This window comes from Paraburkholderia sp. J8-2 (assembly GCF_905220195.1).
In the GTDB taxonomy this organism is placed as follows: domain Bacteria; phylum Pseudomonadota; class Gammaproteobacteria; order Burkholderiales; family Burkholderiaceae; genus Paraburkholderia.
In genome coordinates, this window is record NZ_CAJMZA010000002.1 from 729,439 (window position 1) to 755,431 (window position 25,993).

23 protein-coding genes are annotated in these 25,993 nt (G+C 63.5%); 22 read left to right on the forward strand and 1 reads right to left on the reverse strand.

Features of this window, described 5'->3' with window-relative positions; translation table 11 throughout:
- Positions 1 to 31: 31 nt before the first annotated feature.
- Positions 32 to 919 carry a LysR family transcriptional regulator gene (locus U5A52_RS08610; protein ID WP_321934485.1) on the reverse strand — a complete coding sequence of 296 codons (888 nt, stop codon included), beginning with the start codon at positions 917 to 919 and terminating at the stop codon, positions 32 to 34.
- A 112-nt stretch (positions 920 to 1,031) separates the two neighbouring features.
- Here U5A52_RS08610 and U5A52_RS08615 point away from each other — a divergent pair, with 112 nt between their 5' ends.
- The 22 genes from U5A52_RS08615 (at position 1,032) to U5A52_RS08720 (ending at position 25,978) form a co-directional block, all read left to right on the forward strand.
- Complete coding sequence (locus tag U5A52_RS08615) at positions 1,032 to 2,555, forward strand: CoA-acylating methylmalonate-semialdehyde dehydrogenase (RefSeq protein ID WP_321934486.1); 1,524 nt, start codon at positions 1,032 to 1,034, stop codon at positions 2,553 to 2,555.
- 115 nt (positions 2,556 to 2,670) lie between these two features.
- Positions 2,671 to 4,389 carry a GMC family oxidoreductase gene (locus U5A52_RS08620; RefSeq protein ID WP_321934487.1) on the forward strand — a complete coding sequence of 573 codons (1,719 nt, stop codon included), beginning with the start codon at positions 2,671 to 2,673 and terminating at the stop codon, positions 4,387 to 4,389.
- A gap of 370 nt (positions 4,390 to 4,759) precedes the next feature.
- Positions 4,760 to 5,539 carry an ABC transporter ATP-binding protein gene (locus U5A52_RS08625; RefSeq protein ID WP_028203291.1) on the forward strand — a complete coding sequence of 260 codons (780 nt, stop codon included), beginning with the start codon at positions 4,760 to 4,762 and terminating at the stop codon, positions 5,537 to 5,539.
- Entirely contained in the window at positions 5,536 to 6,306 is a 771-nt protein-coding gene (locus U5A52_RS08630) for an ABC transporter ATP-binding protein (protein WP_321907200.1), read from the forward strand. The genes U5A52_RS08625 and U5A52_RS08630 overlap by 4 nt, the downstream gene beginning before the upstream one ends.
- A gap of 109 nt (positions 6,307 to 6,415) precedes the next feature.
- On the forward strand, positions 6,416 to 7,633 hold the full coding sequence (locus U5A52_RS08635; RefSeq protein ID WP_321907198.1) for an ABC transporter substrate-binding protein: 1,218 nt from the start codon (positions 6,416 to 6,418) through the stop codon (positions 7,631 to 7,633).
- A 117-nt stretch (positions 7,634 to 7,750) separates the two neighbouring features.
- Positions 7,751 to 8,635, forward strand: a complete 885-nt coding sequence (locus U5A52_RS08640) for a branched-chain amino acid ABC transporter permease (RefSeq protein ID WP_321907196.1) — start codon at positions 7,751 to 7,753, stop codon at positions 8,633 to 8,635.
- Positions 8,635 to 9,606, forward strand: coding sequence for a branched-chain amino acid ABC transporter permease (locus U5A52_RS08645; RefSeq protein WP_321907787.1), 972 nt, complete (start codon positions 8,635 to 8,637; stop codon positions 9,604 to 9,606). Before U5A52_RS08640 ends, U5A52_RS08645 begins: the two co-directional genes overlap by 1 nt.
- Positions 9,607 to 10,298: 692 nt before the next feature.
- Positions 10,299 to 11,465: an ABC transporter substrate-binding protein gene (locus U5A52_RS08650; protein WP_321934488.1), complete on the forward strand. Its 1,167-nt coding sequence runs from the start codon at positions 10,299 to 10,301 to the stop codon at positions 11,463 to 11,465.
- A 312-nt stretch (positions 11,466 to 11,777) separates the two neighbouring features.
- Positions 11,778 to 12,947, forward strand: a complete 1,170-nt coding sequence (locus U5A52_RS08655) for an ABC transporter substrate-binding protein (protein ID WP_321934489.1) — start codon at positions 11,778 to 11,780, stop codon at positions 12,945 to 12,947.
- Positions 12,948 to 13,181: 234 nt separating this feature from the next.
- Positions 13,182 to 14,237 carry a branched-chain amino acid ABC transporter permease gene (locus U5A52_RS08660; protein WP_321907191.1) on the forward strand — a complete coding sequence of 352 codons (1,056 nt, stop codon included), beginning with the start codon at positions 13,182 to 13,184 and terminating at the stop codon, positions 14,235 to 14,237.
- Between the two features lie 4 nt (positions 14,238 to 14,241).
- Positions 14,242 to 16,029: a branched-chain amino acid ABC transporter ATP-binding protein/permease gene (locus tag U5A52_RS08665; RefSeq protein ID WP_321934490.1), complete on the forward strand. Its 1,788-nt coding sequence runs from the start codon at positions 14,242 to 14,244 to the stop codon at positions 16,027 to 16,029.
- On the forward strand, positions 16,026 to 16,775 hold the full coding sequence (locus tag U5A52_RS08670) for an ABC transporter ATP-binding protein (protein WP_321934491.1): 750 nt from the start codon (positions 16,026 to 16,028) through the stop codon (positions 16,773 to 16,775). Before U5A52_RS08665 ends, U5A52_RS08670 begins: the two co-directional genes overlap by 4 nt.
- A gap of 182 nt (positions 16,776 to 16,957) precedes the next feature.
- Complete coding sequence (gene mnmG, locus U5A52_RS08675) at positions 16,958 to 18,925, forward strand: tRNA uridine-5-carboxymethylaminomethyl(34) synthesis enzyme MnmG (protein ID WP_321934492.1); 1,968 nt, start codon at positions 16,958 to 16,960, stop codon at positions 18,923 to 18,925.
- A complete protein-coding gene (gene rsmG, locus U5A52_RS08680; RefSeq protein WP_321907183.1) occupies positions 18,922 to 19,620 on the forward strand; it encodes a 16S rRNA (guanine(527)-N(7))-methyltransferase RsmG in 699 nt (232 codons plus the stop codon). Before mnmG ends, rsmG begins: the two co-directional genes overlap by 4 nt.
- A 97-nt stretch (positions 19,621 to 19,717) precedes the next feature.
- On the forward strand, positions 19,718 to 20,488 hold the full coding sequence (locus U5A52_RS08685; RefSeq protein WP_321907181.1) for a ParA family protein: 771 nt from the start codon (positions 19,718 to 19,720) through the stop codon (positions 20,486 to 20,488).
- Between the two features lie 20 nt (positions 20,489 to 20,508).
- Entirely contained in the window at positions 20,509 to 21,396 is an 888-nt protein-coding gene (locus U5A52_RS08690; protein WP_321934493.1) for a ParB/RepB/Spo0J family partition protein, read from the forward strand.
- A gap of 43 nt (positions 21,397 to 21,439) precedes the next feature.
- Positions 21,440 to 22,588, forward strand: a complete 1,149-nt coding sequence (locus tag U5A52_RS08695; protein WP_415773654.1) for an SLC13 family permease — start codon at positions 21,440 to 21,442, stop codon at positions 22,586 to 22,588.
- Positions 22,589 to 22,884: 296 nt separating this feature from the next.
- Positions 22,885 to 23,466, forward strand: coding sequence for an ATP synthase subunit I (locus U5A52_RS08700; RefSeq protein ID WP_321934494.1), 582 nt, complete (start codon positions 22,885 to 22,887; stop codon positions 23,464 to 23,466).
- A 171-nt stretch (positions 23,467 to 23,637) separates the two neighbouring features.
- A complete protein-coding gene (gene atpB, locus U5A52_RS08705; protein ID WP_042265988.1) occupies positions 23,638 to 24,489 on the forward strand; it encodes a F0F1 ATP synthase subunit A in 852 nt (283 codons plus the stop codon).
- Positions 24,490 to 24,555: 66 nt separating this feature from the next.
- On the forward strand, positions 24,556 to 24,825 hold the full coding sequence (gene atpE, locus U5A52_RS08710) for a F0F1 ATP synthase subunit C (RefSeq protein ID WP_028203308.1): 270 nt from the start codon (positions 24,556 to 24,558) through the stop codon (positions 24,823 to 24,825).
- A gap of 140 nt (positions 24,826 to 24,965) precedes the next feature.
- Positions 24,966 to 25,436, forward strand: coding sequence for a F0F1 ATP synthase subunit B (locus U5A52_RS08715; RefSeq protein WP_133183351.1), 471 nt, complete (start codon positions 24,966 to 24,968; stop codon positions 25,434 to 25,436).
- 2 nt (positions 25,437 to 25,438) lie between these two features.
- Positions 25,439 to 25,978: a F0F1 ATP synthase subunit delta gene (locus U5A52_RS08720; protein WP_158758934.1), complete on the forward strand. Its 540-nt coding sequence runs from the start codon at positions 25,439 to 25,441 to the stop codon at positions 25,976 to 25,978.
- The last annotated feature ends 15 nt before the right edge of the window (positions 25,979 to 25,993 follow it).

Genomic DNA, 25,993 nt, shown 5'->3' on the forward strand with positions numbered 1-25,993 from the left:
ACCGGCGCGCGCGCGTCTTCATGAGCGCGGCTCATATCGCCCATTGCGTTTCGATCGACTTGAGCGCCGCCGCAATGGTCGGCTCGTCGCGTCGCGCGGCGAGCGTGATAAAGGTGAGTTCCGTGGGCACCGCCACGCCTTCGACGATGGTGAGCCCGTGCGCGTGCGCTTCGGCGAGAGCCGTGGAATCGCGCGCGAGTGTGAGCCCCACGCCCGACTTCACGAGATCGAGCATCGACGGCTCCTGGTCCACCTCGGCCACCTTCACGGGTTTCGCATTCGCGGCCTCGAACAGCGTGGTGAGCAGGCGATTGTGCGCGGAGGCGGGCGGCGTCCAGATCCACGGCAGCGCGGCGAGCGCGCGCCAGTCCCGCGCGTCCTTCACGCGGTCCTTCCAGCCCGCGGGCGCGAGCACGCGGTACTGAAAGCGTGTGAGCGTGATGACATGGAACATGTCGGGGTCGGGCGCGGGCTGGCCGATGTAGTAGCCGACGTCGAGTTCGCGCGAGCGCACCTGGTCGAGCACCCAGCCGGACATGCCGTGGCGCAGCGCCGTTTCGATCTGCGGCCAGGTTTCGACGAGTTGACGCAGAAAGCCGCCCAGACGCAGGAACGCCGGATCGAGAATGGTGCCGATGCGCAAGCGCCCGCGCACCTCGTGCCGCAGCGCGGCAGCGGCGCGCTGCACGTCGCCGGCGGCGGCGAGCGCACGTTCGGCATGCGGCAGCAGTGCCTGGCCGTCACGCGTGAGCGCGAGGCCGTGCGAGGTGCGCGTGAAGAGCGCGACGCCAAGGGCCTCCTGCAAATGCTTGATCTGCAGGCTCACGGCCGGCTGCGTGAGATGCAGGTGGGTGGCCGCGCGCGTGAGGTTGCCCTCGCGCGCGACCGTGACGAACGCTCGGAGCAAGGTCAGGTCCATATCCTGATATTAAACCGCCTTATATCGCTGTTGAGCATTAATCATTGGATCGCGCCCCGGCCTGCCGATTACGCTAGCTGGATCGAGGCTTCACGACAGAAGAGGCACAGACATGGGCGAGACACATCAGAGCGATGCAGGCGTGCGTACGCTCACGCACTTCGTCAACGGCAAGCCGCTGGACGGCACGAGCGAGCGTTACGGCAACGTATTCAATCCGGCGTTTGGCAAGGTGAGCGCGCGCGTGCCGCTTGCCACGGTGGCCGAAGTGGACGCGGCCGTCGCTGCCGCGGCCGCGGCGTTTCCCGAGTGGGCGGAGATGGCGCCCATCAAGCGCGCACGCATTCTCTTCAAGTTCAAGGATCTGCTCGACCAGCATCACGACGAACTCGCCGAACTGATCACGCGCGAACACGGCAAGGTGTTCTCCGATGCGAAGGGCGAGGTGATGCGCGGCATCGAGGTGGTCGAATTCGCGTGCGGCATTCCCAACCTGCTGAAGACGGACTTTACCGACCAGATCGGCGGCGGCATCGACAACTGGAATCTGCGCCAGCCGCTTGGCGTCGTGGCGGGCATCACGCCGTTCAATTTCCCGATGATGGTGCCGTGCTGGATGTTCCCCATCGCGCTCGCGTGTGGCAACACGTTCGTGCTCAAGCCTTCGGAGCGCGATCCCTCGGCTTCCGTGCGCCTTGCCGAACTGCTCAAGGAAGCGGGTTTGCCCGACGGCGTGTTCAACGTCGTGCACGGCGACAAGGTGGCCGTGGACGCGCTGCTCGTGCATCCCGAGGTCACGGCGCTGTCGTTCGTCGGCTCGACGCCGATTGCCGAGTACATCTACACGGAAGGCACGAAGCACGGCAAGCGCGTGCAGGCGCTGGGCGGCGCGAAGAATCACCTCGTCGTGATGCCGGACGCCGATCTCGACCAGGCGGTCGACGCCCTGATCGGCGCGGCATACGGGTCGGCCGGCGAGCGCTGCATGGCGATTTCGGTGGCGGTGGCCGTGGGCCATATCGCGGACGAACTCGTCGAGCGCCTCACGCCGCGCGTGAAGGCCTTGCAGATCGGCAGCGGCATGGACGGCGCCTCGGAAATGGGCCCACTTGTCACGGGCGTGCATCGCGCGAAGGTGCAGGGCTATATCGAGGCGGGCGTGGCGGCGGGCGCGAGGCTCGTGGTGGACGGGCGCGGCCACAAGGTGGACGGCCATGAGGACGGCTTCTTCCTCGGTGGCACGCTGTTCGACGATGTGAAGACCAATATGACGATCTACAAGGAAGAGATCTTTGGCCCGGTGCTTTCGGTCGTGCGCGTGCCCGATTTCGCGAGCGCCGTCGAGTTGATCAATGCGCACGAGTTCGCCAACGGCGTGTCGTGCTACACCTCGGACGGCGGCGTCGCGCGCGCGTTCTCGCGCCAGATCAAGGTGGGCATGGTGGGCATCAATGTGCCGATTCCGGTGCCGATGGCGTGGCATTCGTTCGGCGGCTGGAAGCGTTCGCTGTTCGGCGACCACCATGCTTATGGCGAGGAGGGCGTGCGCTTTTACACGCGCTACAAGAGCATCATGCAGCGCTGGCCTGACAGCATCGCCAAGGGCGCGGAGTTCACGATGCCGGTGGCGAAATAGGTGGGCAGGAGCCGGGTGGTTTATCAAGCATGACGAAGTATTCTGTGCCGCCCGGCGCCGCAATCGCAGTTCGAAAATCACAACACCAAGAAAACGTAGTGGCTGGAGACACAACATGCCTGCACCGAGTGAAGCTCAAGGAGCACGCGGCGCGCCCGCGCGCCGCCTCGAAGGCGAATTCGACTATGTGATCGTTGGCGCGGGCACAGCGGGCTGCGTGCTCGCCAACCGCCTGACCGAAGACGCCGACGTTTCCGTGCTGCTCATCGAAGCGGGCGGCACGGACGACTATCACTGGATCCACATTCCCGTCGGCTACCTGTATTGCATCGGCAATCCGCGCACCGACTGGCTCTACAAGACCGCCGCCGAAAAAGGCCTCAACGGACGCGCGCTTTCGTATCCGCGCGGGCGTGTGCTGGGCGGCTCGTCGTCGATCAACGGCATGATCTACATGCGCGGTCAGCGCGAAGACTACGACAACTGGGCGCGCGAGACGGGCGACTCCGGCTGGTCGTGGGACAGTGTGCTACCTGTGTTCCGCCGCAGCGAAGATCATCACGGCGGCGCGAGCGAGTTTCACGGCGCGGGCGGCCAATGGCGTGTGGAGAAGCAGCGCCTGAAGTGGCAGATTCTCGAATCGTTCGCGCACGCGGCGCAGGAGCAGGGCATTGCCGCCACCGACGACTTCAATCGCGGCGACAACAGCGGCGTGGGATATTTCGAGGTGAACCAGAAGCGCGGCGTGCGCTGGAACGCGTCGAAGGCGTTCCTGCGCGCGGCGATGAAGCGACCCAACCTGACGGTCGTGACCGGCGCGCTCACTCAGCGCGTGATTTTCGAGGGCAAGCGCTGCGTGGGCGTGGAGTATCGCGGCGATGTGGATTACGTGGCGCGCGCGCGTTGCGAAGTCATCCTGAGCGCCGGCGCCGTGAATTCGCCGCAACTGCTCGAGCTTTCCGGCATCGGCGACGCACAGCGGCTCGCGCAGCTCGACATTGGCGTGGTGCAGGATCTGCGCGGCGTGGGCGAGAACCTGCAGGATCATCTGCAATTGCGCATGGCGTTTCGCGTGAACGGCGTGCGTACGCTCAACACGCTTTCCGCGCATTGGTGGGGCAAGCTGATGATCGGCATGGAGTACGCGTTCTTCCAGAGCGGGCCCATGTCGATGGCCCCCTCGCAGCTCGGCGCGTTCGCGAAGTCGGACCCGAACGATCCCGCGCTTACGCGGCCCGACCTCCAGTATCACGTGCAGCCGCTGTCGCTCGACCGCTTCGGCGAGCCGTTGCATCGCTTCAATGCGTTCACGGCGTCGGTGTGCAATTTGCGGCCCACGTCGCGCGGCAGTATCCACGCAGTTTCGGCGGACCCGGCGCAAGCGCCCGCCATCGCGCCCAATTATCTTTCGACCGATCACGACCTGCGCGTGGCGGCGAACTCGATACGGCTGACGCGGCGCATCGCGGCCAGCGCAGCGCTTGCGCGTTACGAGCCGCAAGAGATCCTGCCCGGGCTCGCATTTCAGAGCGAGGAGCAACTGCGCGAGGCAGCGGGCAACGTCGGCACGACGATCTTTCACCCGGTCGGCACGTGCCGCATGGGCCGCGCCGACGATCCGGACGCCGTGGTCGACGCGCGCCTGCGCGTGCGCGGGGTGGAGGGCCTGCGTGTGGTGGACGCTTCGGTCATGCCGACCATTACTTCGGGCAACACGAATTCGCCGACGCTGATGATCGCAGAGCGCGCCGCCGAGATGCTGCGCGCCGATCGTCGCGAAGGTGCACGTGCGCAAACGGAGGCCGCCGCCGGTGCGACGTTGACGACCGCCTGAGGGCATGGAGCGGCGCGCAAGATAGCGTCGTTCCGGCAGCGATAGTAGACGCGCGCGGAAGCGCTTCCGCGCGCGTGTTTCTGTACGTCTGTCAGAGGCGGGTTTGCGCTGATTGTGCGGCTAACGTGCGGCTAATTTTCATCGAACTGTCGTCAATTGTCGATTTAAGCGTTCACTGTCCTTGTGATGCTCCCTTAAGTGCAAATCCCAATGATTGCGCTGCATCATTGGCGAGACAATGACGCGAAAGTCGGCAGGCGCGCGTTGCGCGCATCGGGAGGCGCGCCGCACCGTCCGCGCCGGGCCTGACCGTGCACCACAAGTCACGGACGGTCTGCAGTGTTACGCCTTACCACGCTCGGAAGGGGACATGATTCTCGGCGACACGATTCTGGAGACGCGCGACCTCACGAAACAGTTCAAGGGCTTTACGGCCGTGAACGGCGTGAACCTGCGCGTATGCCGCGGCTCGATCCATGCGCTGATCGGACCGAACGGCGCAGGCAAGACCACCTGCTTCAACCTGCTCACCAAATTCCTCGTGCCCAGCGCGGGGCGCATCGTCTTCAACGGGATCGACATCACGCACGAGCGGCCCGCGCAGATCGCGCGGCGCGGCATTATCCGCTCGTTCCAGATCTCCGCCGTGTTTCCTCACCTCACGGCGCTCCAGAACGTGCGCGTGGGGCTGCAGCGCTCGCTCGGCACCGCTTACCACTTCTGGAAAAGCGAACGCACACTCGCGGAGCTCAACGACCGCGCCATGGATCTGCTCACGCAAGTGGGCCTGACCGATTTCGCCGATGTGCCCACGGTCGAACTGGCCTACGGCCGCAAGCGCGCGCTGGAAATCGCCACGACGCTCGCCATGGAGCCCGAGCTGATGCTGCTCGACGAACCGACCCAGGGCATGGGCCACGAAGACGTGGACCGCGTGACGGCGCTGATCAAGAAAGTCTCGAGTGGCCGCACGATCCTCATGGTCGAGCACAACATGAACGTGATTGCCGGCATCTCCGACACCATCACGGTGCTCCAGCGCGGCGAGGTGCTCGCCGAAGGCAGCTACGCCGAAGTCTCGAAGAACCCGCTCGTCGCCGAAGCCTATATGGGCAGCGCGGACGCGGCGCTCACGGGGGCGCACGCATGAACACGGTCACCGAACGCGAGGCGGCCGCCACTGCCGGCGCAGCCGATAGCGCGAAGGCGCTGGAGATCGCGGGGCTGCAGGCGTGGTACGGCGAATCGCACATTCTGCACGGCGTGGATCTGTCCGTTGGGCGCGGCGAGGTCGTGACGCTGCTCGGGCGCAACGGCGCGGGCCGCACCACGACACTGCGCGCCATCATGGGGCTCACCGGGCGGCGCACGGGGTCGATCCGCATTGGCGGCCAAGAGACTGTCCAGATGCCGACGTATCGCATCGCACACTGCGGCGTGGGCTATTGCCCCGAGGAGCGCGGCATTTTCTCGAGCCTTTCGTGCGAAGAAAATCTGCTTCTGCCGCCGCATATCGGCGCGAAAGGCGCGAAGCTGGCCGAGGGCATGTCGCTCGACGAGATCTACGCGATGTTCCCCAATCTCGCCGAACGTCGCCACAGTCAGGGCACGCGGCTTTCCGGCGGCGAACAGCAGATGCTGGCTGTGGCGCGCATTCTGCGCACGGGCGCGAATCTGCTGCTGCTCGACGAGATATCCGAAGGTCTCGCGCCGGTGATCGTTCAAACGCTCGCGCGCATGATCCTCACCCTGAAGGCGCGCGGCTACACGATCGTGATGGTCGAGCAGAACTTCCGCTTTGCGGCGCCGCTCGCGGACCGCTTTTACGTGATGGAGCACGGGCGCATCGTCGAGCACTTCGGCACTGCCGAGCTCGAGGGGAAGATGCCGGTGCTGCACGACCTGCTGGGCGTTTAATTTTCGGTCTGATTTTGCGCGGCGTTGCACGGGCGCGGCGCGAATCGCTTTGCCTCCAGTGTTCATGGAGTGTTCCTGAATAACTACGCAACCAAGGAAGGAGACTGCAATGAAGAAAACCACGTTCGCGCGGCTCGCGGGCCTATTTGCCGCCTCGGCAGCTGCGATGGCGTTCAGCGCGGGGAGCGCGCAGGCCGCCGACGACGCGGTGAAGATCGGCTTCATCACCGACATGTCCGGCCTTTACGCCGACGACGACGGCCAGGGCGGCCTCACGGCAATCAAGATGGCGGTCGCGGACTTCGGCGGCAAGGTGCTCGGCAAGCCGATCCAGATCGAGTACGCCGACCACCAGAACAAGGCCGACATCGCCGCTTCGAAGGCGCGCGAATGGTTCGACCGTGACGGGCTCACCATGCTGCTCGGCGGCACGAACTCGGCAACGGCGCTGGCGATGAACCAGGTCGCGCAAGAGAAGAAGAAGGTGTACTTCAACACGGGCGCGGGCACGGACGCGCTGACGAACGAGCAGTGCACGCCGTACACGGTCCACTATGGCTATGACACGGTCGCGCTCGCAAAGGGCACCGGCCTCGCGGTGCTCAAGCAGGGCGGCAAGACCTGGTTCTTCCTGACCGCCGACTACGCGTTCGGCAAGTCGCTCGAGAAGAACACCGCGGACGTCGTGAAGGCGAACGGCGGCCAGGTGCTCGGCGAAGTGCGCCATCCGCTGTCGGCGTCGGACTTCTCGTCGTTCCTGCTGCAGGCCCAGTCGTCGAAGGCGCAGATTCTTGGCCTCGCGAACGCGGGCGGCGACACGGTCAACGCGATCAAGGCCGCGAAGGAATTCGGCATCAACAAGTCGATGAAGACCGCGGCGCTGCTGATGTTCCTGCCCGACGTGCACAGCCTCGGGCTCGACACCACGCAGGGCCTCGTGCTGACGACCGGCTGGTACTGGGACCAGAACGACGACACGCGCAAGTGGGCGCAGCGCTACTTCGAGCAGACGAAGAAGATGCCGTCCGAACTGCAGGCCGCCGACTACTCGGCGGTGACCACGTATCTGAAGGCGGTGCAGGCGGCCGGCACGACCGATTCCGACAAGGTCATGGAGCAACTGAAGAAGACGAAGGTCAACGACTTCTATACCAAGGGCGGCTATATCCGCCAGGACGGCGTGCTGATTCACGACATGTATCTGGTCGAGGTGAAGAAGCCGTCCGAGTCGAAGAAGCCGTGGGACTACTACAAGGTGCTGCAGACGATTCCGGGCGAGCAGGCCTACACGACGAAGCAGGAGAGCAAGTGCGCGCTGTGGAAGTAAGCGCGAGCGCGTAAATGCCGCAGTCGTATGCCGCGCCCGGCGCCCCGAGTTGGGTGGGCCGGGCGCGGCGCGATTGCGTAATCCGTTAATGCGTCAATGCCTCGAAGGGCGGCTTTCATGATGATTTTTGGCATTCCGCTTCCGGCAATGCTGAGCCAGTTGCTCCTTGGGCTCGTGAACGGCTCGTTCTACGCGATCCTGAGCCTTGGCCTCGCGGTGATCTTCGGCATGCTCAACGTGATCAACTTCGCCCACGGCGCGTTGTTCATGCTCGGCGCGATGCTCACGTGGATGGGGCTCGCGTACTTCGATCTGCCGTACTGGGCGATGCTCGTCGTCGCGCCGCTCGTGGTCGGGGCGTTCGGCATCGTGATCGAGCGCACGATGCTGCGCTGGCTGTATCGGCTCGATCATCTGTACGGACTCCTGCTGACTTTCGGGCTCACGCTCGTGGTGGAAGGCGTGTTCCGCTCGATCTACGGTTCGTCCGGGCAGCCCTATAACGTCCCCGATCTGCTCGCGGGCGCGACCAATCTCGGCTTCATGTATCTGCCGAACTATCGTGCGTGGGTTGTGGTCGCTTCGCTTGCCGTGTGCTTCGCCACCTGGTTCGTGATCGAAAAAACACGCCTGGGTGCGTATCTGCGCGCGGGCACGGAGAACCCCAAGCTCGTCGAGGCGTTCGGCATCAACGTGCCGCTCATGATCACGCTTACCTACGGCTTTGGTGTGGCGCTCGCGGCGTTCGCGGGCGTGCTGGCCGCGCCTGTGATCCAGGTGTCGCCGCTCATGGGGCAGTCGATGATCATCACCGTGTTCGCCGTGGTCGTGATCGGCGGCATGGGCTCGATCATGGGCTCGATCCTCACGGGCCTCATGCTCGGCGTGATCGAAGGCTTCACGCGGGTGTTCTGGCCCGAAGCCTCCGCGACCGTGGTGTTCGTAATCATGGCGATCGTGCTGCTGATTCGCCCCGCTGGCCTCTTCGGCAAGGAACGATGATGCAAAGAAAAGCGCTCTATGGGTTGTTGCTGATCGGACTGATCGTCGCGCCGTTCGCCGGCGCCTATCCGCTCTTCGTCATGAAGGTGCTGTGCTTCGCGCTGTTTGCTGCGGCCTTCAACCTGCTGATCGGCTATACGGGCCTGCTTTCGTTTGGCCACGCGATGTTTCTCGCGAGCGCGGGCTACACGGCCGGCTACGCGATCCAGTCGCTCAATTTCACGCCCGAACTGGGCGTGCTTGCGGGCACGGCGGTGGCCACGCTGATCGGCCTGGTGGTGGGGATTTTCGCGATTCGGCGGCAGGGCATCTACTTTTCGATGGTCACGCTCGCGCTCGCGCAGATGGTCTACTTCGTGTTCCTGCAGGCGCCGTTCACGCATGGCGAGGACGGTCTGCAAGGCGTGCCGCGCGGCAAGCTGTTCGGTGTGGTTTCGCTGGATTCCGATCTCACGCTCTATTACGTCGTGCTCGTGGTGATGGTGCTGGCGTTTGGTCTGATCGTGCGCATTGTGCATTCGCCGTTCGGGCAGGTGCTCGTCGCGATCAAGGAGAACGAGCCGCGAGCGGTTTCGCTCGGCTACGACACCGACCGTTTCAAGCTGCTCGCGTTCGTGTTGTCGGCGGGGCTCGCAGGGCTGGCCGGTGCGCTCAAGGTGCTCGTGCTCGGCTTCGAAACGCTCGGCGACGCGTACTGGACCATGTCCGGCCTCGTGATCCTCATGACGCTCGTGGGCGGCATGGGCACGCTGTTCGGGCCGCTGCTTGGCGCAACGCTGATCGTCGCGCTGGAAGACCGACTGGGCGATATCGGCACGGCACTCGCAAGAGGGACGGGCGTGGAGTGGTTCCGCTCACTCGGTGAGTCCACAACGATCGTCACGGGCATCATCTTCATTGCCTGCGTGCTGGCGTTCCGGCGCGGCATTGTCGGCGAGATCGTGGCGCGCGTGCGGCCCTTGCGCGCGTGACGAACTGGCGTGCCATGACTGCTCGGGACTGCGATAGAATGAGCGGCCCTTGCGCGGAACGGGCAACGGCAGGCAAACATGTCGCGTTGCGGCATGCCGGAGCGCCCCGCCGTGCGACAAATCGGTGGCACCGCGCCCCATTTCGGTGCCGCACTGCACCACTAGGGTAAATGCTAGTTGCTGCTGAGGGGGGCGAAGTTTAAAGTTTCACCTAGTTCTGATGCACCGAATTTGCAGGTGGAGAACGAGGAGACAACTGAGGCACCAAGTGCCCGGACAAGGAAGCGCTGTTGGATGAGAGTCCAACAGCGCTTTTTATATTTCTACGCTTCTTCTTTCAACGGCACGGCGATTATCTTTCCCTGCTGCCGTGGTGTGCGATTTACGTTGCTTCGCACGCACAGATTATCCCTTCCCAAATTACGCAAATCGGTCCGCGCGGCCGGCTTCCCCCGCTGCATAAGCGTTTGCGCATTACGCAAAGAACGCGCTGAATCCCCTGCGTTGTAAGCTGATGGAAAGCACTTGCCATCTGAATACGCAGACCGCTACACTCGCCAATCACCGACCATGCGGTCAGCATTTTTGCGTTGATTTTCCGCAGCGGATTATCGATTCGCGCATGAGGTAATCGGCCGCGGTGCGCCACAAAATCCGTAGCAATAAAGAAAACGAATATCGAAGGAGTGGAGATGCAGTTGGTTTTGCGTTGGATGGGGGCGGCTTGCGTCGCGACCGGGGTGCTCGCGGCGACGGCCGGCGGGGCGTATGCAGACGTGAAGATCGGTGTGACGCTGTCGGCTACGGGGCCGGCTGCCTCGCTCGGCATTCCGGAAAAGAACACAGTTGCGCTGCTGCCGAAGGAAATCGCGGGCCAGAAAGTCGACTACATCGTGCTCGACGACGCCACTGATTCCACGCAGGCGGTGAAAAACGCGCGCAAGCTCACGAGCGAAGATCACGTCGACGCCTTGATCGGCTCGACCGTCGTGCCCAACTCGCTCGCCATGATCGACGTGGCCGCGGAAACGTCCACGCCGATGATCTCCATGGCCGCCGCGGCCTCCATTGTCGAACCGATGGACGCGAAGCGCGCGTGGGTCTTCAAGACGCCTCAGAACGACGCGCTGATGGCCGGCGCGATCGCACAGCACATGGCCGCGCACGGTGTGAAGACGGTGGTCTTCATTGGCTTCTCGGACGCCTATGGCGAGAGCTGGTACAAGGAATTCAACGCAGCCGCCGCGAAGCAGAACATCAAGGTGGTCGCCAACGAGCGCTTCGCGCGCAACGACGCTTCCGTCACGGGCCAGGTGCTCAAGATGATCTCGCAGCACCCCGACGCGGTGCTCATCGCGGGGGCGGGCACGCCGGCCGCGCTGCCGCAGAAAACGCTCAAGGAGCGCGGCTACACGGGCAAGTACTATCAGACGCACGGCGTGGCCAACAACGACTTCCTGCGGGTGTGCGGCAAGGACTGCGACGGCACGTATCTGCCCGCCGGGCCGCTGCTTGTCGCCGATCAATTGCCTGACTCGAATCCCGTCAAGCAATCGGCGCTTGCGTACAAGGCTGCCTATGAAAAGGCCTATGGCGCGGGTTCGATCTCGACCTTCGGCGGTCATGCGTGGGACGCGGGCCTCCTGCTTCAGCATGCGATTCCGGTTGCGCTGAAGGCCGGTCAGCCGGGCACGAAGGCATTTCGGGAAGCGCTGCGCGCGGCGCTCGAGAGCTCGCACGACGTGGCCGGTGCGCACGGCATCTTCAATATGAGCGCGACCGACCACGCGGGCCTCGATCAACGTGCCCGCGTGATGGTGGAGATCGTCGGCGGCAAGTGGAAACTCGCCGGCGATTGAGCGCCGGCTGACTGACACACGGAACACGAAAAAGGCACGCTCATTCGAGGTGCCTTTTTTGTTGCCGTGACAACGGCTTCGCAGCAGCAGGGGAAGAGGGCAGTACAGCAGTTCAGCAATTCAGCAGTCGATAAAAGCGGCGAGCGCACCCAGACATGCGGCGGCTTGTGCAGCGCCGCAGGCAGGGAAAACCATGCATTACACGCGCGAAACCGATTACTACACTCAAAGGCCAGCGCCGATTTACGAACATCCTAGTAATCGGCGCAGGATCAATCGACAACACGCAGACCAAGCGTTTGGAGACGCGCAATGAAAACGAAGAAGTGGGTTTTGAGCTCGATTAGCGCCGCACTCGCAGCGGCGCTGATGGGCACGGCGGGCGTAGCCGCCGCGCAGGTGAAGATCGGCGTGACGCTTTCGGCAACGGGACCGGCGGCGTCGCTCGGCATTCCGGAGAAGAACACCATCGCGCTGCTGCCCAAGGAGATCGCAGGCAAGAGCGTGCAGTACATCGTGCTCGACGACGCCTCGGACACGAGCAAGGCCGTGCAGAACACGCACAAGCTGATCGACGAAGACCACGTGGACGCGATCATCGGTTCGTCGGTCACGCCGAACTCGCTCGCGATGCTCGATGTCGTGGCGCAGGGCAAGACGCCGATGATCTCGCTCGCCGCGTCCGCCGCGATCGTCGAGCCGATCGACGCGAAGCGTCAATGGGCCTTCAAGACGCCGCAGAACGATAGCCTGATGGCCGACGCGCTCGCGAGCTACATGGGGAAGCAAGGCGTGAAGACGGTGGGCTTCGTCGGCTTCACCGACGCCTATGGCGACAGCTGGCTCAAGGAGTTCACGAGCGCGGCCGCGAAGCACAACCTCAAGATCGTGGCGACCGAGCGCTATAACCGCACGGACTCGTCGGTCACGGGCCAGGCGCTCAAGCTGATGTCGGCGAACCCCGACGCGATCTTGATCGCAGGTTCCGGCACGCCGGCGGCGCTGCCTGCGACCACGCTCAAGGATCGCGGCTACAAGGGCAAGATCTACCAGACGCACGGCGTGGCGAACAACGACTTCCTGCGCGTTTGCGGCAAGGACTGCGAAGGCGAGTTGCTGCCCGCAGGCCCGATTCTGGTGGCCGATCAGTTGCCCGATTCGAACCCTGTGAAGAAGTCGGCGCTGGCCTACAAGGCGGCCTATGAGAAGGCCTATGGCGTGGGCACGGTGGCGACCTTCGGCGGCCATGCGTGGGACGCAGGGCAGTTGCTCCAGCGCGCAATTCCGATCGCACTGAAGGCGGGCCAGCCTGGCACCGAGGCGTTCCGCGTGGCGCTGCGCGCCGCGCTCGAAAGCTCGCAGGACGTGGCCGGCGCGCATGGCATCTTCAACATGAGCGCAACGGATCATGCGGGCCTCGACCAGCGCGCGCGCGTGATCGTCGAGATCGTGAACAACAAGTGGAAGCTGCAGAGCGAATGACGTGCGGCGCACGGGAAAGCGCTGCGCGTTTTCCCGTGAAACACACGCGCTTGTCACGGCGTCATTCTGGCCACAGAGAATGACGCACAAGCATGACCGGTGCATGGCTTCATCGCTGCGCACCGGCTTTTCACACATGAAGCCCGAACCGTGCGTCTGACGGTTCGCACGAGCATTTCCGTTTTTCGACGTCGCTGTTTTCCAGGTTCCAGAAGGTTTCAGGAAGAGGGGAGTATGGATTTATCGATCGCCGCGATCCTCGCGCAGGACGGCATCACCACCGGTGCGATTTATGCGCTGCTAGCGCTCGCCTTGGTGCTGGTGTTCTCCGTCACGCGGGTGATCTTCATTCCGCAGGGCGAGTTCGTTTCGTATGGCGCGCTCACGCTCGCCGCGCTGCAGTCCCAGAAGTTTCCGGCCACGTGCTGGCTGCTCGTCGCGCTCGGGGCGGCGTGCTTCATCGTCGAGACCGCCGGGCTCGTGCGGCACGCCGAACGGCGGCGCCACGCGGCGCGCACGCTTGTGACGCTCGCGGGCAAGTACCTGCTCTTTCCCATCGCGCTCTATGCGGTGACGCGCGGGGTAGCGAGCCAGCCACTGCCCATGCTCGTGCAGATCGCGCTCACGCTCGCGATCGTGGTGCCGATGGGGCCGTTCGTCTATCGCCTCGCATACGAGCCTATCGCCGAGGCGACCACGCTGCTGCTGCTGATCGTAGCGGTGGCCGTGCATTTCGCGATGGTGGGCCTCGGGCTCGTGATGTTCGGCGCGGAAGGCTCGCGCACGAACGCGTTCTCCGACGCCACGTTCAACATCGGCAGCCTGTCGATCTCGGGGCAAAGTCTCTGGGTGATCGGCACGGCCGCCGTGCTGATCGTCGCGCTGTATCTGTATTTCGACCGCACGATTTCGGGCAAGGCGCTGCGCGCGACTTCGGTGAACCGGCTTGGCGCGCGGCTCGTCGGCATCGGCACCACGCAGGCCGGGCGGCTCGCGTTCACGCTCGCCGCGGGCCTCGGCGCGCTGTGCGGCATCCTCGTCTCGCCGCTCACCACCATCTACTACGACTCGGGCTTCCTGATCGGCCTCAAGGGGTTCGTCGGGGCCATTATCGGCGGCCTGGTGAGCTATCCGCTGGCTGCGGCAGGTTCCGTGCTCGTGGGGCTGCTGGAGTCGTACTCGTCGTTCTGGGCGAGCTCTTATAAGGAAGTGATCGTGTTCACGCTGATCATCCCCGTGCTGCTGTGGCGCTCGCTCTCGACGCCGCACGCCGAAGAGGAAGAGGAGTGACGCGATGAAACGATTCGTCATGCACAACCGCTTCTTCTGGCTGTTCCTCGTGGTGATGTTCGCATTGCCGGTGCTGCCTCATCCGGTGCACGTGCCCGAGTACTGGATCACGCTGCTCAACTATATCGGCCTCTATTCGATCGTCGCGATCGGCCTCGTGCTGCTCACCGGCATCGGCGGGATGACGAGCTTCGGGCAGGCCGCGTTCGTCGGGCTTGGCGCTTACGCGACCGCGTATCTGACGACGCAGTACGGCGTCTCGCCGTGGCTCGCGCTTATTGTCGGCGTGGTGATCACGGGGCTCGTGGCGCTCGTTCTGGGGCTCGTCACGATGCGTCTGTCGGGCCACTTCCTGCCGCTCGGTACGATTGCCTGGGGCCTCGCGCTGTTCTTCCTGTTCGGCAATCTCGATATGCTCGGCAAGTACGACGGCATCAATGGCATTCCCGTGCTGAACGTGCTGGGCATCGATCTGGAATCGGGCCGCCATATCTATTACCTGATCTGGGTCGTGGTGCTCCTGTCCGTGCTGTCGGTTCAAAATCTGCTTAATAGCCGCATGGGCCGGGCGATTCGCGCGCTGCGTGGCGGCGGCATGATGGCCGAGGCAATGGGCGTGAACACCGGCTGGATGCGTGTGGTGATCTTCGTCTATGCGGCCGTGCTCGCGGCGGTTTCGGGCTTCCTGTACGCGCATTTGCAGCGTGCGGTGAACCCGACGCCGTTCGGTCTGAATCACGGCATCGAGTATCTCTTCATGGCCGTGGTGGGCGGCGTGGCGCATGTCTGGGGCGCGGTGCTGGGCGCAGCGATCCTGACCGTGCTGCAGGACTGGCTGCAAACGCTGCTTCCGAAGCTGCTGGGCGAGAACGGCAACTTCGAGATCATCGTATTCGGCATCTTGATGGTGCTGCTGCTGCAATATGCGCGGCGCGGTGTCTGGCCGTTCGTGGCGCGCTTCTTCCCGCGCGGCCCGCAGGCGCATGTGCCCGAGCAGGCCGAGGCTTTGCCGCAGCGCAGCAAGCCGGCTACGGGCGAGATGCTGCTGACGGTGAACAAGGCGCGCAAGCAGTTTGGCGGCCTGGTGGCCGTGAACGACGTGAGCTTCGAGGTCAAGGCGGGGCAAATCATCGGCCTGATCGGCCCGAACGGCGCGGGCAAGTCGACGACCTTCAATCTCGTGACCGGCGTGCTTCAGCCGACCAGCGGCGAGATCACGTTCCGCGGCGAGCGCATCGACCGCCTGACTTCACGTGAAATCGTCGCGCGCGGCATTGGCCGTACGTTCCAGCACGTCAAACTGCTGCCGACGATGACGGTGCTCGAGAACGTTGCCATCGGCGCGCACCTGCGAGGCCATGCGGGCGTGCTGCGCAGCGTCGCCAAGCTCAATGCCGCGGAAGAGGGACGACTCATGAGCGAGGCTGCGAAGCAAATTCGCCGCGTGGGCCTCGAGCAGCATATGTATGACGAAGCGGGCAGCCTCGCACTCGGTCAGCAGCGGATCCTGGAGATTGCGCGCGCGCTGTGCTGCGATCCGACCTTGCTGCTGCTCGACGAGCCGGCGGCCGGCCTGCGTTACCAGGAAAAGCAACAGTTGGCGGCATTGCTGCGCAAGCTGAGAGAAGAGGGCATGAGTGTGCTGCTGGTCGAACACGACATGGATTTCGTGATGAATCTCACCGACCGCCTGGTGGTGATGGAGTTCGGCACGCGCATCGCGGAAGGTTTGCCGGAAGAGGTGCAAAAGGATCCGGCTGTGCTGGAAGCGTACCTGGGCGGGGTGGAATGATGACGACACCCGTACTGGAAGTCTCGGGACTCGCCGTTCGCTACGGCAAGATCGAGGCGCTGCACAAGGCGGCGATCAAGGTGGGCGCAGGGCAGATCGTTTCCGTGATCGGTCCGAACGGCGCGGGCAAGTCCACGCTGCTCAATGCCATCATGGGCGCGCTGCCCGTAACGGGGCACGCTAGCGGCCGTATCGCTTACATGGGTGACGAGATCGGCGCGTTGCCGATTGAGCGGCGTGTGGCGCGCGGCATGTGTCTCGTGCCGGAGAAGCGCGAGTTGTTTGCCTCGATGACGGTGGAGGACAACCTCGTGCTCGGCGCCTACCGGCGAAAGCGCGCAGGGGAACGCAATTTCCTCGATCAACTCGAGCCGGTTTTCACGCTGTTTCCACGCCTGAAGGAGCGCCGCGCCCAGGCGGCTGGCACGCTTTCGGGTGGCGAGCGGCAGATGCTCGCAGTCGGCCGGGCGCTCATGGGCAAGCCCGATCTGCTGATGCTCGACGAGCCTAGCCTCGGTTTGGCGCCGCTCATCGTGAAGGAAATCTTCCACATCATCAGCGCGCTGCGGCAAACCGGCGTTGCGACGTTGCTCATCGAGCAGAATGCACGTGCCGCACTGCAGATTTCCGACTACGGCTACGTGCTGGAAACTGGCGATCTGGCGCTCGAAGGGCCGGCGGAGGAGCTGGCGCAAAACCCACGCGTGATCGAAACGTATCTGGGGTTGGCGAAGAAACCAGTCTGACTTCGTCTATGGCTGTAGAAATGAGCGGCGTGTTTCACGTGAAACACGCCGTTTTTTTTGCCCTTGCGTGGAACGATTCTCGGGTGTGAACGGCCTTAAACCGTAAGCCGTTATAATTCGCGCATACCACTTTTTCTGAGAAGGCTCACGCGGTCGTTTCCGTCCATGCGTGAGGTCCCGCCATGCTTTATCCCACAGAGTTTGACGTTATCGTCGTCGGCGGCGGTCACGCCGGAACCGAGGCTGCGCTTGCCGCAGCCCGTATGGGCGTCAAGACGCTCCTGCTTACGCACAACATTGAAACGCTCGGCCAGATGAGCTGCAATCCGTCGATTGGCGGCATTGGCAAGGGCCATCTGGTCAAGGAAGTCGACGCGCTCGGCGGCGCCATGGCCGCTGCGACGGACGAGGGCGGGATTCAGTTCCGCATTCTCAATTCGTCCAAGGGTCCGGCGGTCCGGGCGACGCGCGCGCAGGCAGACCGCATTCTCTATAAGGCGGCGATCCGCCGGCGCCTCGAGAATCAGCCGAATTTGTGGCTGTTCCAGCAGGCCGTGGAAGACCTAATGGTCGAAGGCGACCGCGTTGTTGGCGCCGTCACGCAGGTGGGAATCCGCTTCCGCAGCCGTGCAGTCGTACTGACGGCGGGGACCTTCCTCGACGGCAAGATCCACGTGGGCCTGAACAACTACACGGGCGGCCGCGCAGGGGATCCCGCTGCCGTGACGCTCTCGTCGCGCCTGAAGGAGCTGAAACTGCCGCAGGGGCGCCTGAAGACGGGCACGCCGCCGCGTATTGACGGCCGCACGATCGACTTCTCGGTGCTCGAAGAGCAGCCCGGCGACCTCGATCCGGTGCCGGTTTTCTCGTTTCTCGGCCGCGCGGAGCAGCACCCGCGCCAGATTCCGTGCTGGGTCACGCATACGAACGAGCACACGCACGACATTATCCGCGGCGGCCTCGACCGCTCGCCAATGTACACGGGCGTGATCGAAGGTGTAGGGCCGCGCTATTGCCCGTCGATCGAAGACAAGATTCACCGCTTTGCGTCGAAGGAGTCGCATCAGATCTTCCTCGAACCGGAGGGCCTGACGACGAACGAGTTCTACCCGAACGGGATCTCGACTAGCCTGCCGTTCGACGTGCAGCTTGAACTCGTGCACTCGATGCGCGGCCTCGAGCACGCGCACATCCTGCGTCCGGGCTACGCGATCGAATATGACTACTTCGATCCGCGCGGGCTCAAGGCTTCGCTCGAAACCAAGGTGATCAACGGCCTGTTTTTTGCGGGCCAGATCAATGGTACGACGGGCTATGAAGAAGCGGCCGCGCAAGGCTTGCTCGCCGGCATGAATGCAGGCCTGCAGGTGCAGGGCAAGGACGCATGGTGCCCGCGCCGCGATCAGGCATATCTCGGCGTACTGGTCGACGACCTGGTGACGCGTGGCGTATCCGAGCCGTATCGCATGTTCACGAGCCGAGCCGAATATCGCTTGAGCCTGCGTGAAGACAACGCGGATATGCGGTTGACGGAGATTGGCCGCGAGCTGGGCGTAATCGATGACGTTCGTTGGGACGCATTCTCCCGCAAGCGCGATGCTGTTTCACGTGAAACAGAGCGCCTGAAGTCGACGTGGGTGAATCCGAAGACGCTGTCGGCTGAAGAAGCAACGGCACTCCTCGGCAAGTCGATCGATCGCGAGTACAACCTCGCAGATCTGCTGCGCCGCCCGGGCGTGAGCTATGACGGCGTTTGCGGTCTGCGTGAAGGCGCCTGCGCGCCAGACGCTCCGCTTGCCGATGACGAAGTTCTGCTCGCTCAGATCAAGGAGCAGATCGAGATCGGCATCAAATATCAGGGCTATATCGATCGTCAAGCCGACGAGATCGAACGCAACGGCGCGCAAGAGAATACGCGTCTGCCGGAGGGTATCGATTACGCGGAAGTACGCGGTCTTTCGTTTGAGGCGCGTCAGAAGCTAACTCAGTTCCGTCCCGAGACCATTGGCCAGGCATCGCGTATTTCCGGCATCACGCCCGCCGCGATCTCGTTGCTCATGGTTCACCTCAAGCGTGGCCTTGGCCGCCGTCGCCAGAATCCGGGCGCTGCGGACGAGAGCGGCACCGACACGACGCCGGTGGCGCAATGACGGGGCGCTCGAGGCAACCCGGTATTGCGGACCGTGACGCGCTGGCTCGTCTGCTGAAAGAGGGCGCAGAGGCGCTGGGTGTCGAACTCACCGAGCGCCAGCACGAGCAGTTGCTCGACTACGTTGCGCTGCTCGCCAAGTGGAACGCCGTCTACAACCTCACGGCGATCCGCGATCCGCGTCAGATGCTGATCCAGCACATTCTCGATTCGCTGTCGATCGTGCCGCACCTGCCGGCGCGCGCCGACGCAACGGTGCTCGACGTCGGCTCTGGTGGCGGGCTGCCTGGCATCGTACTCGCGATCGTGCGGCCGAACTGGCAGGTCACGCTCAACGATATCGTGCAGAAAAAGTCGGCGTTCCAGTCGCAAGCCAAGGCCGAACTCGGTCTCGCGAACCTGGCGGTAGTGACCGGTCGAGTCGAATCGCTGCGTCCTGGCGTGGAAGTACCAAAAAAATTCGATTTGATCGTGTCCCGGGCATTCGCGGATCTCGCCGATTTCGTTACACTGGCCCGTCATCTCGTTGCGGACGGCGGCGCGATCTGGGCGATGAAGGGTGTGCACCCCGAAGGCGAGATTGAGCGCTTGCCGTCGGGCACCAAGGCGCTGAATACAATCCGCCTGAATGTGCCGATGCTCGATGCGGAGCGTCACCTGATCGAAGTGTCGGTTGAGCCGGTCGCCGCGGCCTGAACCGACCCGGCGATGGCCAATCGGCCGAGTGGTGCGCGAGGCGGTTGCGTCATAACGTAAGCAAACTTTTTAAGGCAGTAAAAGGGACACCCGAAAGATGGCAAAAATCTTCTGCGTTGCGAACCAGAAGGGCGGCGTCGGCAAGACGACGACAACGGTCAATCTCGCCGCGAGCCTCGCATCGCAGGGACAACGTGTCCTTCTCATCGACCTCGACCCGCAGGGCAACGCCACGATGGGCAGCGGCATCGACAAGGCCGCGTGCGAGAACACGGTGTATGAAGTGCTGGTCGACGGCGTCACGGTGAACACCGCGCGCACGCGGCCCGAACAGGTTGGCTACGACGTGTTGCCGGCCAACCGTGAACTGGCCGGTGCCGAAGTCGAACTGGTGACGGTCGAGCAGCGTGAGCGGCGCCTGAAGGCTGCGCTCGCCGAAGTCGACGCCGAGTACGACTTCGTCCTGATCGACTGCCCCCCGGCGCTTTCGCTGCTCACACTCAACGGCCTGTGCGCTGCACATGGCGTCGTGATCCCGATGCAGTGTGAATACTTCGCGCTCGAAGGGCTCTCGGATCTCATCAATACGATCAAGCAGGTCCACGCGAACATGAATCGCGACCTGAAGGTGATCGGTCTTCTGCGCGTGATGTTCGACCCGCGCATCACGCTGCAGCAGCAGGTTTCCGAGCAATTGAAAGAGCACTTCGGCGACAAGGTCTTCGACGCCGTGATCCCGCGCAACGTGCGACTTGCCGAAGCGCCCAGCTACGGCTTGCCGGGTGTGGTATTCGATCGCGCTTCGCGCGGCGCACAAGCCTACGTGCAGTTCGGCGCGGAAATGATCGAGCGCGTGCGCGCACTCTGACGAGAGACTGGGGAAGCACGATGAATGCAGTAGCACGGAAGAAGGGGCTGGGCCGGGGGCTGGAAGCATTGCTCGGCGGCAGCGCGGACATCACCGAAGCGGTGAAGATCGAAGGCGCGCCTAACACGCTGCCGCTCACGCAGATGCAGGCCGGCAAGTACCAGCCGCGCACGCGCATGGACGAGGGCGCGCTCCAGGAACTGGCCGCGAGCATCCGCGCGCAGGGTTTGATGCAGCCCATTCTCGTGCGCCCGATTGCGACGGGGCGCTACGAAATCATCGCCGGTGAGCGACGCTTCCGTGCGGCGCACATCGCCGGGCTGACCGAAGTGCCGGTGCTCGTGAAGGACGTGCCCGACCAGGCCGCCGCCGCGATGGCGCTGATCGAGAACATCCAGCGCGAGGACCTGAATCCGCTGGAAGAGGCGCAGGGTATCCAGCGCCTGCTCGACGAGTTCAGTTTCACGCACGAACAGGCGGCCGAATCGGTGGGCCGCTCGCGCAGCGCGGTGTCGAACCTGCTGCGTCTGCTCAATCTTGCGGCGCCCGTGCAGACCATGCTGCTTGCCGGCGATCTCGACATGGGCCACGCCCGCGCGCTGCTCGCCGTGGACGCCGCCACGCAAATCACGCTGGCCAACCAGGTGGTCAACAAGCGCATGTCGGTGCGTGAAACGGAGAAGCTCGTTTCGGCGACGACGAAGGCCGCGCCGGCAGTCAAAGCGAAGGCCGCGCACGACGGTGGCCGCGACACGCGCCGCCTCGAAGAGGAGTTGTCGGACCTGCTTGCCGCATCGGTGAAGATCAAGCTCGGCCGACGCGGGCGAGGGCAACTCACGGTCGACTTTGGCGACCTCGACGCGCTCGACGGCATCCTGCTGCGTTTGCGCGGCGAAACGGCGACGTGATGCGCGTCGCCACGGCATACCCGCGAGCCGGCGCATAAAGCCGGTGCGTGAATCGGAGCAGGGCGCGCGCGAGCCCTTCAGCCTGTTGCGCCGTATCGGCGCATTCGCCGCATCGGAGCCCGTGCTCGCGATTCTTGTCGTGGCGTTCGTGGCGTTGCAGATTTACGCGCCGCGCCCCGTTGCCTCGCTGCCCGCCCTCGTCGACTGGCAAACGGTGATGACGCTCGCGGGCCTGCTCATTCTGACGAAGGGCATCGAATATTCAGGACTGCTGACCTGGCTCGCGCACAAGCTCGTCCACCACATTCACTCGGAACGCGGGCTCGCGTTGCTGCTCGTCGTGCTGGCCGCAGTGCTATCGATGATCGTGACCAACGACGTGGCGCTTTTCGTCGTGGTGCCGCTCGTGCTTTCGCTCCACCAGCTCACACCGCTGCCGCTCAAACGTCTCGTGATCGTCATTGCGCTTGCCGTGAACGCGGGCTCGGTGCTCACGCCGCTCGGCAATCCGCAGAATCTGTTCCTCTGGCAGGTTAGCGGGGTGTCGTTCGGACGATTCGTCGTGGGGCTCGCGCCGCTTTGCGCGTTTCTCATGGCGATGCTGATCCTGCTCGCCGCGTTTCTCTTCAGGTCCACGCCGCTCGATCTCTCGAAAGACGCCGCGCCGCAGCGTGTCGATCGCGCGCTGGCGAGCGTCGCGGCCGTGCTCTTCGTCGCGTTCGTGCTGCTCGCCGATGCACACCACGCAGGCGTCGCGCTGGCCGCCGTCGCCGCGGGTTTCGTGATCTGGCGCATTCGCATCGTGCTCAAGATCGATTGGCTGCTGCTGCTGATCTTCGTGCTGATGTTCATCGTGCTGCGCAGTGTGGCCGCGCTGCCCGCCATTCATCACGCACTGACGTCGTTGTCGCTGCAAACGCCTATGCGCGCTTTTGCCGCAGGTGCGGTGCTGTCGCAGGTTATCAGCAACGTGCCCGCGGCCATTGTGCTCGCGGGCTTCACGCACGACTGGCGCGCGCTCGCGTTCGGCGTGAGCGTCGGTGGCTTCGGAGTCGCCATCGGCTCGCTGGCGAATCTCATCGCCGTGCGTCTTTCCGGCGAGCGCGGCGTGTGGCTGCTGTTTCACCTGATCGCCGTGCCTTTCTGGATCGCGGCCTTTCTAGGCGGCGCGCTGCTGTTGCATCTGTTCTGACGCCGCCACATCCCACATCCTGCGCATAGTCAGGTTTGCGCGTCAGATGGTCCCGAAATTACCAGGTCATCCTGACGATTATTTTCTCCCTGCTTCGTCCCTTACAGTTACCGGTCACACCTTCGCGGCGCCGCGTTTCCCGCATCATGAAGTCGCATTTCACAGGTGTTATTGAAGGGCCTAAAGTCTTGAATTGCCTGCAACTATCGCTTACAATCGCCCGGATTTATTTGGTTGGCGATGCTGTAAGTGCGCTGTAATAAAGAGCGTGCCAGGCGAATTTCCGGAATAAAGCGATGGTGGGTCAGAGGCCAGACGAAGCGCCGCAGGCGCATGAAGGGCCCGATGTTCCGCCGGGCAAAGTCGAAGCATCCAGCCGGGGGCAGGATGCAGCGACAAAACATTCCGGACGCGTTGATCACAACGCGCGCTGGGATGAGCTGGACGCCAGCCAGCAAGATAATAACGACATCGTTCCGCTCACCCGGGCCGAAGCCGAGCAGATCTTCGGCGCGCAGGTGAGTCGCCCATCGCGCGTCACGCCGTTTCGTGTCGTGGCGGCGCAAGTGGTTTTGTCCCTGGTTGCAACGTTGGCGTGGTGGCTGTTTTATAAGCCGCCGGGCAGTGCTGCGTTGTCGGCGTTCCTGGGCGGAGCGATCTGCTGGTTTCCTGGCGCGCTGTTCGCGGCACGCCTCAGGCAGTTGAGTCGTGCAGGCACCGTGCTGAACTGGATGCTCGGTGAAGCTTTCAAGATGGGGGCGACGATTGCGATGTTCGTCGCCATCGCGTTCTGGTATCACGACGTGCAGTGGATTCCCTTGCTCGTCACGTACCTGATCGCACTAAAGACATATTGGATCGCGCTCGCCTGGCGCTGATCCACCAACATCGCGCCGCCTCAATTCAGGGCGTCGAAGCGATGCAGGTGGAAGTCGGCCGGCCGAAGCGAAGCAGATAAGACACGATCCACGGCGGTGCGTTCCCGCAATACAGTATTGCGGCGGGAGCGGCCGAAAACGATTTTCGACAATTTGGGTGGCATTAACGATATGGCAGCTAGCGAAGGAACGAGCGGACCGGGTCCGTCCGAGTACATTGCTCACCACTTGCAGAACTTTGCGACCTCGCACCAGACGTCGATCGTCGACTTCAGCGTCTGGAACATCGACACGCTGTTCTGGTCGATCCTGTGCGGCGTCGTGACGATCCTCATCTTGCGCCTCGCTGCGCGCAAAGCGACCCCGGGCGTACCGGGCCGCTTCCAGTGCGCCATCGAAATGCTGGTCGAGATGGTCGAGGACCAGTCCAAGTCCATCGTCCATGGCAACCGCGCATTCATCGCGCCGCTCGCGCTGACCGTGTTCATCTGGGTCGCGCTCATGAACTCGCTCGACTTCATTCCTGTCGATCTGCCCACGCGCGTGATCGGCTGGCTCGGCCTGTCCGAAGTGCTGCCGCACCAGCGTATCGTTCCGACTGCCGACCTCAACGGCACGTTCGGCATCGCGCTCGGCGTGTTCGTGCTGATGATTTACTACAACCTCAAGATCAAGGGTCCTGGCGGCTTCGCACACGAACTGCTCTCGGCCCCGTTCGGCGCGCATCCGCTGCTGTGGATCCCGAACCTTGCACTGAACATCATCGAGTTCGTCGCCAAGACGGTTTCGCTCGCCCTGCGGTTGTTCGGCAACATGTATGCAGGCGAGCTGCTGTTCCTGCTGATCGCGCTGCTGGGCGGTCTGTGGAGCTTCGGCGCGGACACGACGGTGCTTGGCTTCATCGGCCACGTGATTGCGGGCAGCGTCTGGGCGATCTTCCACATCCTGATCGTTCTGCTGCAGGCGTTCATTTTCATGATGCTGACGCTGGTGTACATCGGCCAGGCACACGACAAGCACTAAGTGCTCGTCAAACCAGATTTGCAGTTTTAAATCCCCAGTTCCAGAAAATCTCACAAAGGAGTGATCATGCAAGCTTTCATCGCCAACATCCAGGGTTTCACGGCCATCGGTATCGGCATCATCATCGGCCTGGGTGCAATCGGCGCCTGTATCGGTATCGGCCTGATGGGCGGCAAGTACATCGAAGCCTGCGCACGTCAGCCTGAACTGATGAACCCGCTGCAGACGAAGATGTTCCTGCTGGCTGGTCTGATCGATGCAGCGTTCCTGATCGGCGTGGGTGTTGCAATGCTGTTCGCGTTCGCTAACCCGCTGCTCTCGAAGCTCGCGGGCTAAGTTCCCTGGAAGGTTGCGCCTGACCTATAACGGGTAGTGGGCGCATGGCGGAACGGGAGACGAGGCGCTGATCGAGTTTCACAACCGATGAGCGCCTTGCCGTTTCAATTCCCCGGAATAGCAACGATTAAGGAAACACCGTGAATCTCAACGCAACCCTGTTTGCGCAAATGGTCGTGTTCCTGATCCTCGCGTGGTTCACGATGAAGTTCGTGTGGCCGCCGTTGATCAACGCCCTCGACGAGCGCTCGAAGAAGATCGCAGACGGCCTGGCCGCTGCGGAAAAGGGCAAGGCGGAACTCGAAGCGGCGCACAAGCGCGTCGGCGAAGAGCTCGCCACGGCCCGTAACGAGGGTCAAAGCCGTATCGCCGACGCCGAAAAGCGCGCGCTGGCCGTCGCAGAAGAAATCAAGGCCCAGGCACACGCCGAAGCGGCACGCATCATCGCTCAAGCGAAAGCCGACGCCGACCAGCAGGTCGTCAAGGCACGCGAAGCACTGCGTTCCGAAGTCGCGGCACTCGCTGTGCAAGGCGCCGAGCAGATCCTGAAGCGCGAAGTCGATCAGTCGGCCCACGCCGAACTGCTGAATCAACTGAAAGCCGAGCTCTGATCATGGCCGAACTTGCAACCATCGCCCGCCCGTACGCAGAAGCGCTGTTTGGCGTGGCCGAAGCTGGTGACACCGCCGCCTGGTCCACGCTCGTTTCGGAGCTGGCACAGGTTGCGGCCTTGCCCGAGGTGCAGTCGGTCGCGACGAGCCCGAAGGTGAGCCATGCCCAGGTCGTCGAGCTGCTGCTCGCGGCGGTGAAGTCGCCGGTCAAGGAATCGGCCGAGGTGAAGAACCTCGTGCAGATGCTGATCGAGAATCATCGCCTGGCACTGCTGCCGGAAATCCAGACGCAGTTCGAAGCGCTCAAGAACGCCAAGGCAGGTGCTGCTGACGCAGTGATCGTCAGCGCGTTCCCGCTCGAAGGCGCACAGTTGAACGACCTCGTCGCCAGCCTCGAACGCAAGTTCAAATGCAAGCTGAAGCCGACCGTCGAGATCGACAACTCGCTCATCGGCGGCGTGCGCGTCACGGTCGGCGACGAAGTGCTCGATACCTCGGTCCGCGCGCGGCTCGCCAGCATGCAGGCGGCGTTGACCGCCTGAGCGCCTCGATTACAA